Raw genomic sequence first — 12,294 nt, forward strand, 5'->3', positions numbered from 1 at the left:
TCCAGACACTTAACCGGACGACACGGCAACGCTGGACATGCCGTGGGGGGCCGGCTCCGGCTACAGCCCGAAGACCACCTTGTGCATGATCCGTCCGGGTAGCAGCGTGAACAGGCCGGCAATCACCAGGGCGCCCGAAAACAGCATGATCATGGCCCGGCGGTGAGCCGCCACCCGATGGCGGTGCGCAGCCCACACCGCGAGCGGCAGCACGGCGAGCGTATAGATCGAAAGCAGGTGGATCGGGCTCCATGGACCGACGAGCCGGATGGTGTGGATCCAGAACGAGCTGGCCGCCACGGCGGTCATCAGCGCCACCCAGATCCAGCCGACCGCCCGATGCGGCAAGGTCCCCTTCGGTGCGGCGAACTGCACCAGTCCCAGCGCGAAGGCCGCCATCGCGGCAATGGCATGCAGGACGACGGCAGGCCCGGCAGCAAGCAAAGGCGTGAAGCTCATGACAGGCTCCGGAAGATCAGGTCACTGCAGCCTGACGGAGGCGCAGCCTGATGGCGTCGACATCGATGCCGCCGGCGCGCATCTTGACCTCGGCCTGCCTTTTCACGGCGCCGCACAGCTCGAGCAGCAGCGCATCATGGGCGCATGCGTTGTCCATCTTGGTATAGACGAGGTCGTATTCGACAGGCTCCCAGGTTCCAAGATCGGCCAGATTGTGCTGCATCTGGACCTCGAGGTTATCAAGCGCCGCGGCGAACTTGGCCTCCGTCGTGACCTTCGCCTCGAACTCATGGAACAGATCGAATATTTCCTGCCCCACTGAGCCGGGCAAGCGCGACCGAATGCCCTCGATCGCCTCGCGCTCCTTGGCCGCCTTGGCAGCCTTTCGGTCGCCTGTCTCGAAGAAGGGAACGTCGCCAGCCAGCGCCTCGACGAGATCGTGGACGATGATCATCTTCAGCACGCGGTCGATCTGGACCGGCCGTTCGAGATCGCGGTGCAGGAGCAACGCCAGCAGCGACATGCTCCAGCTATGCTCGGCCACGCTCTCGCGCCGCCCGTCGGAAAGCCAGCTGTGGCGCAACTCGCGCTTCAGACCCTCGGCAAGCCGGTAGAAATCGATGATCGTCGCAGCCACCTCGCGCATCGGCCCAACCTCGCACGATCGCCCGCACTGTCCCGACCGGTGCCGAATGACGACCGGCCTCCGATCCGAGACAGGACGGAAGCCGGCTCTTGTCGGCGGTGGACCCGCGTGACTCAGAACGGAATATCGTCGTCCATGTCGCTGTTGCGGCCGCCGCCACCGCTGCTGGCCGAGGCCACCGCGCGGCGCGGGGGCGCCATCGACGGACCGGGGCTGCCGAAATCTCCGCCGCCCGTGTCGTCGGCGAAATTGCCGCCGCTTCCGCCGCCGCGGCCACCGAGCATGGTCAGGGTCGAGTTGAAGCCCTGCAGCACGACCTCGGTCGAGTACTTCTCGACGCCGCTCTGGTCGGTCCATTTGCGGGTCTGCAGCGCGCCCTCGATGTACACCGTGGCGCCCTTCTTCAGGTACTGCTCGGCCACCTTGCAGAGACCTTCATTGAAGATCACCACGCGGTGCCACTCGGTCTTCTCCTTGCGCTCGCCGGTCCCCTTGTCGCGCCACGTTTCCGACGTCGCGATGCTCAGATTGGCGATCGGCCGACCATCCTGCGTGCGCCGGATCTCGGGGTCCTTGCCCAGATTGCCGACCAGAATCACCTTGTTCACGCTACCCGCCATCACACTCTCCTGCGGTTATCTCATCTTCGGACCGGTCGTCCCACCGGCCTCTCGGCGCAAGGTGGCTACCCTTCCTCTCGCGGCGGACCCTATACGGTTGCCGCGCCAGCCACCCTGCTTTCTCTCTGCTTATCCACATATAGCAGGCCGCCCAGGATTGTTCCAGTTTTGTTCGCGACCCTATCTACGCAACCAAAGCGCGAAATAGATGGAACCCGATGGAACTCAATGGAACCCGAAGTTCCCTCTTTGGAACCCGGAAAAAGTTCCCCAAATCACGAAAAAGTAATTAACTTTCATCAAGTTAGCTCGCCTCACATCCTCCTCGGCTGTGGCTTTTGGGAGACGGTATCCAGGGTTGAATCGCGTATATTTGCGGATGGATTGAGACCGTCACAGGCGGTCCCGCCACCTCACAGACGAGCGCCTCCGGGGACAATTGGAGGCGCCCAACGCCGGAGACTCGGGATGAAAAAAGTTTTTCTTGGAGCTGTCAGCTTGATGGTTTTGGGGGCCCTGACCCCTGCGGGCGCCGCCGATATGGCCGCCCGCCCCTACACGAAGGCGCCGATCGCAGCACCCGCTCCGCTGCCGACCTGGGCCGGCTTCTATCTCGGCCTGCAGGGCGGCGGCGGCTGGGGCCGCAGCGATGAGACCTTCTTCGGCGCGCCGAATGTGCCCGGCTTCGCCGGCACGCAGCGCTACGACTTCAATGGCGGCTTCATCGGCGGCGTGGCCGGCTACAACTGGCAGGTCGACAACGTCGTGTTCGGCCTCGAGGGCGACTATCACTGGGCGGACATCAACGGCCGCTCGGGCGTCGTGAACGCCGGCGTCGGCGATACCTACTTCACCAAGCTGCGCGGCTTCGGCGACATCAAGGGCCGCCTTGGCTATGCCGCCGGTCCTGCGCTGTTCTTCATCAGCGGCGGTGCCGCCGTTGGAGATCTGCAACATCGCTACGATGGCGTCCCCGGCAACGTCTTCTCGCGGAGCGATTGGCGCTGGGGTTGGACGATCGGCGCCGGTGCCGAATACATGTTCGCACAGAACTGGTCGGCCAAGCTCGAGTACAACTATATCGACTTCGGCAAGAGCACCATCCAGTACACGCCGGTCGCGGCCAACCGCTCGGAATGGAGCGACACGATCCACACCGTCAAGGCGGGCATCTCCTACCATTTCGGTGGCCCGGGCGTGTCGCGCTACTGATTGCACGCTGAACGCGAATATGTCGAAAGGCCGGCCTCGCGCCGGCCTTTTTTTGCGTGCTGAAACCGACACTTGCTGAGCCGTTGTGTCCTTTGGGTGACGGCTTTTTCCGGCGGGAGGGTCTATCAAGACGGCGCGGGTGGGCGTTGGTGAGAAGTGTGCGTGCGGGCGTCGGACTTGGTTTGGGGACTGCGATGAGAAGGCTGTTGCTGGGGGCGACAACTTCGCTGGCGCTGGGGGTTGCGCCGGCGATCGCAGCCGATTTGCCCGCGCGCACCTTTACCAAGGCGCCCGCGATGATCGCGACGATCTATGATTGGAGCGGGTTCTATCTCGGCCTGAACGCCGGTGGCGGCTCGGCGCGGAGCTGCTGGACCAACAATGTGACCTTCGCCGGCGTCGCGGCGACCAACGCCGAAGGTTGCCATGATGCGGCCGGCGCGCTCGCGGGCGGCCAGATCGGTTATCGCTGGCAGGCGGGCAGCTGGGTGTTCGGCGTCGAGGGCCAGGGCAACTGGGCCAACCTCAAGGGCAGCAACACCAGCCAGCTCGCCCCGGCCGTCACCAACCAGACCAAGATCAATGGCGTGGGCGTGATCAGCGGCCAGATCGGCTATGCCTGGAACAACGTGCTCTGGTACGTGAAGGGCGGCGCTGCGGTCGCGGGCGAAAAATACAACGGCCTCGTCACCGCGACGGGGACGGCATTCGATCAGTCAAGCGTCACGCGCTGGGGCGGCACGGTCGGCACGGGCCTTGAGGTCGGCTTCGGCAAGAACTGGTCGGTTGGTGCCGAGTACGAGCACATCTTCATGGGCAACAAGAACCTGAACTTCTCGGGCATTCCCGCCGGAGCGGCGACCCGGACCGATACCGTCGGCCAGGACGTCGACATGGCCACGGTCCGCGTCAACTATCGCTGGGGCGGCCCGGTCGTCTCCAAGCACTGACGCCGGATCCGCGAGCGCCTCCTGCTCTCGCTGCCGCGCTCGGAGCGGCTCTCCTCGACCGCTGACATCGCCATCGCAGCGAAGCTCGCAGACCGCGGCGTCTGATGACCGGTGCGGGCGAAGCGCATGGGCCCCTGCCCGACGCCCCCGAACCGACGGCCGCGTTGTTTACGCCCGGTTAAGCACGACCGACACATCGCGCGGTGCCGGGACGGCCGATCACAACTTTTAGAAATCAGTCTCTCCTACAACCAGCGACAGCCACAGATGGGCCGGATCGGAGGGATCCGGCGCAAGGCATCCTGGGACTGGGGAGAGACGAATGCACAAGACCACTTTGATCACGACGGCCGGCATCACATTGCTCGGGCTTGCTCCGGCCTCGGCCGCCGACTTCGCTGCGCGCCCCTATGGCAAGGCGCCGCCGCCGGCCTATGTCACGCCGTTGCCGAGCTGGGCCGGGTTCTACCTGGGCGCCAATGGCGGCGCCGATTGGAGCCGCAACTGCTGGACGCTGAACCGCGTCGGCGGCGTGGCCGTCCTTCCGACACAGTCCGAAGGCTGCCACAATGCGTCGAGCGGCCTCATCGGCGGCCAGGTCGGCTACCGCTGGCAGGCCGCCAGCTGGGTGTTCGGCCTGGAAGCCCAGGGCGACTGGACCAACCTGAAATCGTCCAACGCCAGCACCGCAGCGCTCGCGGCCGGCATCACCAACAATACCAAGACCGACGCCATCGGCCTGTTCACCGGCCAGGTCGGCTACGCCTGGGGCAACGTGCTCTGGTACGTGAAGGGCGGCGCTGCGGTGGCCCACAACAAATACACTGGCACCGCCAATGCGGCCGCGCCGGTTGCGGTCGGCACGCTGCTGGATTCCGCCAGCGAGACTCGCTGGGGTGGCACCGTCGGCACCGGTGTCGAATTCGGCTTTGCCCCGAACTGGTCGGTCGCGGTCGAGTACGATCACCTGTTCATGGGCTCGCGCGACATCAACTTCCCGGCCACCGCGAATGTGAACTCCCGCGTCGACACCATCAAGCAGGACATCGACTTGGCGACCGTCCGGGTGAACTATCGATTCGGCCCGTCCGGAGCCACGCGCTACTGACGCTGCGTCATCCCGCCGCAGTTGCGACAAGGCCGGCCAGCGCGCCGGCCTTTTTCGTGTCGACAGCCCGGCGGCGGCGCGGCCATTTTGTGTTAAATATTTGATTTATAACGCTTTTTCACCGTTGTGGCGCGTGCGTTACAGCATCCCCGGGATGCCGCGTGTATGAACATTTCCATCGCTTGTCATTCCAACTCCCGGGGGAGAATTTGATGAAGAAGTTGCTTGTGATCACGACGGCCCTCGTCGGCATCGCAACCGCCACGTCCGCTTCGGCGGCCGACATGGCAGCCCGCCCGTACACCAAGGCGCCGCCGATGGCCGCTCCGGTCCTGGGCTGGTCGGGCATCTACGCGGGTATCCAGGGCGGCGGCGGCTGGGGTACCAGCAAGGAGACCTTCCTCGGCCGGTTCAACGCGCCGGGCTTCGCCGGCACCCAGAACTACAACACCAATGGCGGTTTCGTCGGCGGCGTGATCGGCTACAATTGGCAGGTCGACAACGTCGTGTTCGGCCTCGAGGGTGACTATCACTGGTCCGACATCAACGGCCGCTCCGCCGTCGTGAATGCCGGCGTGGGTGACACCTTCTTCACCAAGATCTCCAGCTTCGGCGACATCAAGGGCCGCCTCGGCTATGCCGCCGGCCCGGCGCTGTTCTTCGTCAGCGGCGGTGCCGCGGTGGGCCAGCTGCAGCATCGCTATGACGGCGTGCCCGGCAACGTCTTCTCGCAGACCACGACCCGCTGGGGCTACACGGTCGGCGCCGGCGCGGAGTACATGTTCGCGCCGAACTGGTCGGCCAAGCTCGAATACAACTTCATCGACTTCGGCAAGAGCGCCATCCAGTACAGCGCCTTTGCAACCAACCGCTCGGAGTGGACAGATACCGTTCACACCGTGAAGGCGGGCCTCAACTACCACTTCGGTGGCCCGGTGGTCGCCAAGTACTGATCATCGGTTCAACAACCGAAAGTTCCAAAGGCCGGCGCAAGCCGGCCTTTTTGTTGCCTGCAAGCCACCGCGGCCGCATTGCAACACGCGGAACCAAGCATTTGAGTCACATCGCTTTTCTGGAACCCGCCCCGTAAAAACGCGGTTTCGCCGTCAGTGTGTCTTCAGGGTGACGGCAATCTGCGCGGAACCCGGCTATAGGAGGATCGTCAACTTGAACGGGTGAGTCTGTTTCGTGCGTAAGGAAATCGCGGCGGGGCGGACTTCAAGGACTAAACTGGAGACAAGTATGAAGAAGATCCTGCTCGCGACCGTGGCCCTGGCCGCCCTGGCCGCTCCCGCTGCCGCCGCCGATCTTGCTGCGCGCCCGACCTACACCAAGGCCCCGGTTGCTGCGCCGGTTCCGACCTGGACCGGCTTTTACCTCGGCGCCTTCGGCGGCTATGCCACCACGGAAAATGGCGGCATTCTGAGCCCGAAGGGCGGTTTCGTCGGCGGTACCGCTGGCTACAACTTCCAGAGCGCCAACTGGGTGTACGGCATTGAGGTCGATGCCGCCTGGGCGGACATCAAGGACTCGTTCGCCTTCGGCGGCGCTGCCATCGGCGCCAAGATCGATGCCACCGGCACGGTCCGTGGCCGTATCGGCTACGCGTTCAACAACGTCCTGCTGTACAGCACCGGTGGTTACGCCTGGGCCGACAACAAGCTGACGCTCTCCGCGGCCGGCCTGAGCGCTTCCGACTCGCAGCTCCTGAGCGGCTGGACCGTCGGCGCCGGCGCCGAGTTCCTGATCGCTCCGAAGTGGTCGCTGAAGGCCGAGTACCTCTACAAGAGCTTCGGCGGCAAGACCTACTTCAACGGCGTGGTGCCGACCGGCGAGCTCAACCTGCACACCGTGCAGGTCGGCGTGAACTATCACTTCTAAGACTTCGGCCTCCGGGCCAACGCACGAAGAAGCCTCCGCTCGACCGAGCGGGGGCTTTTTTCTTTGCCGATCATTTTCTTCGCCGGTCATCGGACCGATCTGGCCCCTTTTTCGCCTGATGGCCGACCGCCTCCGCCATGCGGCCACGGGTAAATCGCTCCGCCGCAGGGGGCGTGAGCATCTCGGATGATCCGATCGCCGGAGGGGCCTCCTGCCAATCGCTGCCATTCGCCGAACGCATTGTTGATGATTCGCGGACGGCACTGGAAATCCAGGCCCGTTCTTCCTACGTTCCGACCATACCTTTTCCCTCTGGCGTCCGATGGCCGGTTACCGGCGAAACGCGCCTGCAACGATGGCGCGACCTTGCGCCGTGGGACGATCGTCATGGATGAAGTGCTCAAGGCCAAGCAGCGCGCGCAGGCCAACTCGTCGAGCCTGCGGGCCATCACCATCCGCGGCGCCCGCGAGCACAATCTCAAGAACATCGACGTCGAGATCCCGCGCGACAAGCTCGTGGTGTTCACCGGCCTGTCCGGCTCCGGCAAGTCCTCGCTCGCCTTCGACACGATCTATGCCGAGGGCCAGCGCCGCTATGTCGAATCGCTGTCGGCCTACGCCCGCCAGTTCCTGGAGATGATGCAGAAGCCGGACGTCGACCAGATCGACGGCCTGTCGCCGGCGATCTCGATCGAGCAGAAGACGACCTCGAAGAATCCGCGCTCGACCGTCGGCACCGTCACCGAGATCTACGACTACATGCGCCTGTTGTGGGCGCGCGTCGGCGTGCCGTATTCGCCGGCCACCGGCCTGCCAATCGAGAGCCAGACCGTGTCGCAGATGGTCGACCGCGTGCTGGCGCTGCCCGAGGGCACCCGCCTGTATCTGCTGGCGCCGGTCGTGCGCGGACGAAAGGGCGAGTACAAGAAGGAGCTCGCCGAATATCTCAAAAAGGGCTTTCAGCGGGTCAAGATCGACGGCACCTTCCACGAGCTCGCCGAGGCGCCCACGCTCGACAAGAAGTTTCCGCACGACATCGACGTCGTCGTCGACCGCATCGTCGTGCGCCCCGACATCGGCCAGCGCCTTGCGGAAAGTTTCGAGACCGCGCTGAAGCTCGCCGAGGGCTTGGCGGTGATCGAGTTCGCCGACGCGCCCGCCTCCGCCGCACCGGCCGAGGAAAAGGAAAAGAAGAAGACCGCAAAGATCCACGACAAGAGCGGGCCCGAGCGCATCCTGTTCTCCGAAAAATTCGCCTGCCCGGTCTCCGGCTTCACGATCCCCGAGATCGAGCCGCGGCTGTTCTCGTTCAACAACCCCTATGGCGCCTGTCCAGAATGCGGCGGCCTCGGGGTCGAGCAGCATGTCGATGCCGACCTCGTCATTCCCGACAAGGAGGTCACGCTGCGCAAGGGCGCGATCGCGCCGTGGGCCAAGTCGTCCTCGCCCTATTACCTGCAGACCCTGACCGCGCTCGGCAAGTTCTACAAGTTCACGCTGGACACCAAGTGGAAGGACCTGCCGAAGAAGACGCAGAACGCGCTGCTGCACGGCTCGGGCGACGACGAGATCAAGTTCACCTATGAGGACGGCGTCCGCGCCTACGACACCAAGAAGCCGTTCGAGGGCGTCATCACCAACATCGAGCGCCGCTTCCGCGAGACCGAGAGCGAATGGGCCCGCGAGGAGCTCGGCAAGTACTTCAACGACGTCCCCTGCGCCGGCTGCAAGGGTTTTCGGCTGAAGCCCGAGGCCCTGTGCGTCAAGGTCGGCGGCAAGCACATCGGCGAGATCAGCGAGATGAGCGTCAAGGCCGCCGGCGAATGGTTCGCCGAGGTGCCGAAGCAGCTCAACGCGCAGCAGACCGAGATCGCCACCCGCATCCTGAAGGAGATCCGCGACCGCCTCACCTTCCTGCTCGACGTCGGCCTGAACTATTTGACCCTGGCGCGCTCCTCCGGCACCCTGTCCGGCGGCGAGAGCCAGCGTATCCGCCTGGCCTCGCAGATCGGCTCGGGGCTGACAGGCGTGCTCTATGTGCTCGACGAGCCCTCGATCGGCCTGCACCAGCGCGACAATGCCCGGCTGCTCGACACGCTGAAGCGGCTGCGCGACCTCGGCAACACCGTGATCGTGGTCGAACATGACGAGGACGCCATCCGTCTGGCCGACTACGTGCTCGACATCGGCCCCGGCGCCGGCACCCATGGCGGCCACATCGTCGCCGAGGGCACGCCGGCCGAGATCATGCGCAACCCGAAATCGCTGACCGGCAAATATCTCACCGGCGAGCTCGAGGTCGCGGTGCCCGAGCGGCGGCCGCCGAACCATCGCCGTACCATCAAGGTCATCAACGCCCGCGGCAACAATCTGAAGAACGTCTCGGCCGAGATCCCGCTCGGCCTGTTCACCGCGATCACCGGCGTCTCCGGCGGCGGCAAGTCGACGCTGCTGATCGACACGCTCTACAAGGCGATCGCGCGCAAGCTCAACGGCGCCAGCGAGGGCGCCGCGCCGCACGACCGCATCGAGGGCCTGGAGCATATCGACAAGATCATCGACATCGACCAGTCGCCGATCGGCCGCACCCCGCGCTCCAATCCCGCGACCTATACCGGCGCCTTCACGCCGATCCGCGAATGGTTCGCCGGCCTGCCGGAATCCAAGGCGCGCGGCTACGAGCCCGGCCGCTTCTCGTTCAACGTCAAGGGCGGCCGCTGCGAGGCCTGCCAGGGCGACGGCGTCATCAAGATCGAGATGCACTTTTTGCCCGACGTCTACGTCACCTGCGACGTCTGCAAGGGCAAGCGCTACAACCGCGAGACGCTCGACGTGCTGTTCAAGGGCAAGTCGATCGCCGACGTGCTCGACATGACCGTCGAGGAGGCCGCCGAGTTCTTCAAGGCGGTGCCGCGCGTGCGCGACACTTTTGAGACCCTGCGCCGCGTCGGCCTCGACTACATCCATGTCGGCCAGCAGGCGACCACGCTGTCCGGTGGCGAGGCGCAGCGCGTCAAGCTCGCCAAGGAGCTGTCGAAGCGCGCCACCGGCCGCACGCTCTACATCCTGGACGAACCGACCACGGGCCTGCACTTCCACGACGTCAAGAAACTGCTGGAGGTGCTGCACGAGCTGGTGGCGCAGGGCAATTCGGTTGTTGTCATCGAGCACAATCTCGAGGTCATCAAGACCGCCGACTGGGTGATCGACCTCGGCCCCGAAGGCGGCGACGGCGGTGGCGAGATCGTCGCCTGGGGCCCGCCGGAGGACATCGTCAAGGCACCGCGCAGCTACACGGGGCAGTTCCTGAAGCCGGTGCTGGAGAAGTCCGCCAAGCCGAAGAAGCGAGGCAGGGGCACGGCCAGCGAGGCGGCGGAGTAGTTTCCTTCTATCGACGTCATTGCCAGCGGAGCGACGAAATCCAGGGCCGGGCACGCGACTCTGGATTGCTTCGTCGCTTCGCTCCTCGCAATGACGCGTGTGATTGCTAGCGGTCAATAAGAGCGAAGCCCGCCGCTCTCCAGAGAGCGACGGGCTCGATCACTTCTGCAACAACGACCTCAACCTACCAGCGGTAATATCCCGTCCGCGTGCCGTTGTTGTTGCCGCCCGGACCGACGTCGCCCTGGGACGAGCTCGGGGTCGGATGGTTGGTCCCATTGTAGCCGGTGCCCCAGCCGGGGCCGTTGTACGGGCCTGGCGCGACGGCGACGTAGCCTTCCTCATAGGCCGGGCCAGGCGCCCAGGCGTAGGAGTCGCGGTAGGCATAGGTGGGCGTGGTCTGGCCGCCATAGCCGTTGCCGCCCGGGCCGTATTCCCCGGCCGAAGCACCGAGCGTGCCGACCACCACCGTCGTCGCCGCCAGCGCGGCCATCGCAATCATGCGCATCAACTTGCTCCGTTGTTCCTAACTAACGATCGCTGGCACAAACGACGGCGATGCCGCGGAGGTTCCGCCGGCGCTCACGACAATCGTGCGACACAACGGCTCTCGCTTTCCCGCGAACGCAATCACCGTCGCATCACCCCAGACACGACAAACCCGCCGCTCTGTCAGAGCGGCGGGTCTGGGTCAGTGCACGCTATCGCGCGGCGACCATTACCACTGGCGATAGGCGCCGGTCAGGGTGCCGTTGTTGTTGCCCTGTGGGCCGACGTCGCCCTGGCTCGAGCTCGGGGTCGGATGGTTGGTGCCGTTGTAGCCGCGGCCCCATGTCACCGGGCCCTGCTGATAGCGCGGTGCCGGCGCGGCGTCATAGACCGGCTCGGAATCGTAGGATGCGGCCGGCGGGACGAAGGCCATCGAGTCGTTGTAACGGGCGTAACCTTGCGCGGATGCGGCGGCCGTACCGATCACCAGCGTCGCTGCGGCGAGCGCCGCCATCTTGATCGTGTGTTGCATGTGTTGGTCTCCTTTTGCGGGGATCAACGGCCGCGCCGCGGCGACGTTCCTGCACTGCACAGTCACAAATTCCGTGAGACGATCGTGATCGGCCGCGACGCCACGCCTCCTTGCCCCCCTTCACGGAGAAAGGTCAGGCGGCGACGGCGACCGCGCCCGGCATGCCGGTTGCTCTGGCGCATTCCGCCATGCGACGGCATCATGGCGCAAGTCGTCCTCACCGCTCCCGCTCGCTCATCGCCTTCGGTCCGATGCCCTACTCCCTCGTCATCTTCGATCTCGACGGCACCCTGGCCGACAGCCTTCCGTGGTTTCGTCGCAACGTGAACATCGTGGCGGCGCGCTATCGCTTTCGCCCCGTCATCGACGAGGACGTCGAGCTGTTGCGCCATTCCTCCACCGCCGAGGTGCTGAATCATCTCGGCGTGGCGCGCTGGAAGCTGCCGCTGATCGCGCGGCACATCCGCCGCCTCAAGACCGAGCAGGCCGCCAGCATTCCGCTGTTTGCCGGCGTCGAGGCCATGCTCGCGACGCTGGCCGCCGCAGGCATCCGCCTCGCGCTGGTGTCGTCCGACACCGAGGCCAATGCGCGCCAGAAGCTCGGCGCCTCGGCGCACCTGTTCACCTGCTTCGACTGCTCGGCGTCGCTGTACGGCAAGGCACGCAAGTTCAGGCGCGTGGTGAAGCGCATGGGCGCCGCGGCCACCGAAGTCATCGCCATCGGCGACGAGACCCGCGACATCGAAGCCGCGCGCAGCGCCGGCATCGCCTTCGGCGCGGTCACCTGGGGCTATGCCGCGGAAAAGGCGCTGCGCGACCGCGGACCGGAGCTGGTGTTTTCGCGGATGGAGGACATCGTGGAGCAACTGGTGGGTCCGCCAGCCGGACGTGAACCGTCGCCTGCATGAGCGTCAGCGGCATCAAGGACAACGACCACAGCTGCCTGCCCCGCGTCATTGCGAGCGGAGCGACCTGTCCGCCGAAGCCCCTTGGCGTAGGCGGAAGCAATCCAGAGT

The 12,294-nt window shown here is 65.3% G+C and carries 12 protein-coding genes; 7 read left to right on the forward strand and 5 right to left on the reverse strand.

Annotated features, from left to right (window positions below; all coding sequences use genetic code 11):
* Positions 1-60: 60 nt before the first annotated feature.
* From QQL87_RS02860 to QQL87_RS02870, 3 genes are all read right to left on the reverse strand, one after another.
* The gene (locus QQL87_RS02860; RefSeq protein ID WP_284415905.1) at positions 61-459 is read right to left on the reverse strand and encodes a DUF2306 domain-containing protein; all 399 of its coding nucleotides are present in this window, start codon (positions 457-459) and stop codon (positions 61-63) included.
* 16 nt (positions 460-475) lie between these two features.
* A complete protein-coding gene (locus QQL87_RS02865) occupies positions 476-1,105 on the reverse strand; it encodes an HD domain-containing protein (RefSeq protein WP_284415904.1) in 630 nt (209 codons plus the stop codon).
* Between the two features lie 113 nt (positions 1,106-1,218).
* Positions 1,219-1,725 carry a single-stranded DNA-binding protein gene (locus tag QQL87_RS02870; RefSeq protein WP_284415903.1) on the reverse strand — a complete coding sequence of 169 codons (507 nt, stop codon included), beginning with the start codon at positions 1,723-1,725 and terminating at the stop codon, positions 1,219-1,221.
* A gap of 468 nt (positions 1,726-2,193) precedes the next feature.
* Here QQL87_RS02870 and QQL87_RS02875 point away from each other — a divergent pair, with 468 nt between their 5' ends.
* The 6 genes from QQL87_RS02875 to uvrA all read left to right on the forward strand — a co-directional run bounded on the left by QQL87_RS02875 (position 2,194) and on the right by uvrA (position 10,257).
* On the forward strand, positions 2,194-2,937 hold the full coding sequence (locus QQL87_RS02875) for an outer membrane protein (protein WP_284415902.1): 744 nt from the start codon (positions 2,194-2,196) through the stop codon (positions 2,935-2,937).
* A gap of 194 nt (positions 2,938-3,131) precedes the next feature.
* A complete protein-coding gene (locus tag QQL87_RS02880) occupies positions 3,132-3,887 on the forward strand; it encodes an outer membrane protein (protein ID WP_284415901.1) in 756 nt (251 codons plus the stop codon).
* Positions 3,888-4,209: 322 nt separating this feature from the next.
* On the forward strand, positions 4,210-4,995 hold the full coding sequence (locus QQL87_RS02885) for an outer membrane protein (RefSeq protein WP_284415900.1): 786 nt from the start codon (positions 4,210-4,212) through the stop codon (positions 4,993-4,995).
* Between the two features lie 212 nt (positions 4,996-5,207).
* Positions 5,208-5,948 (forward strand): outer membrane protein, encoded by a 741-nt coding sequence (locus tag QQL87_RS02890; RefSeq protein ID WP_284415899.1) that lies wholly within the window; start codon positions 5,208-5,210, stop codon positions 5,946-5,948.
* A gap of 289 nt (positions 5,949-6,237) precedes the next feature.
* Positions 6,238-6,876: an outer membrane protein gene (locus tag QQL87_RS02895; RefSeq protein WP_284415898.1), complete on the forward strand. Its 639-nt coding sequence runs from the start codon at positions 6,238-6,240 to the stop codon at positions 6,874-6,876.
* Between the two features lie 387 nt (positions 6,877-7,263).
* Positions 7,264-10,257, forward strand: coding sequence for an excinuclease ABC subunit UvrA (gene uvrA / locus QQL87_RS02900; RefSeq protein ID WP_284415897.1), 2,994 nt, complete (start codon positions 7,264-7,266; stop codon positions 10,255-10,257).
* Positions 10,258-10,441: 184 nt separating this feature from the next.
* On the opposite strand, the gene QQL87_RS02905 is transcribed toward uvrA, so the two are convergent.
* Together QQL87_RS02905 and QQL87_RS02910 are read right to left on the reverse strand one after the other, a co-directional pair.
* The gene (locus QQL87_RS02905; RefSeq protein WP_502871125.1) at positions 10,442-10,765 is read right to left on the reverse strand and encodes a hypothetical protein; all 324 of its coding nucleotides are present in this window, start codon (positions 10,763-10,765) and stop codon (positions 10,442-10,444) included.
* A 210-nt stretch (positions 10,766-10,975) separates the two neighbouring features.
* The gene (locus QQL87_RS02910; protein ID WP_284415895.1) at positions 10,976-11,278 is read right to left on the reverse strand and encodes a hypothetical protein; all 303 of its coding nucleotides are present in this window, start codon (positions 11,276-11,278) and stop codon (positions 10,976-10,978) included.
* 251 nt (positions 11,279-11,529) lie between these two features.
* Between QQL87_RS02910 and QQL87_RS02915 the strand changes: the two genes are divergently transcribed.
* Positions 11,530-12,186 (forward strand): HAD-IA family hydrolase, encoded by a 657-nt coding sequence (locus tag QQL87_RS02915; protein ID WP_284415894.1) that lies wholly within the window; start codon positions 11,530-11,532, stop codon positions 12,184-12,186.
* Positions 12,187-12,294: the final 108 nt, after the last annotated feature.

Origin of the sequence: Bradyrhizobium sp. SSBR45G (assembly GCF_030159255.1) — a bacterium.
In the GTDB taxonomy this organism is placed as follows: domain Bacteria; phylum Pseudomonadota; class Alphaproteobacteria; order Rhizobiales; family Xanthobacteraceae; genus Bradyrhizobium.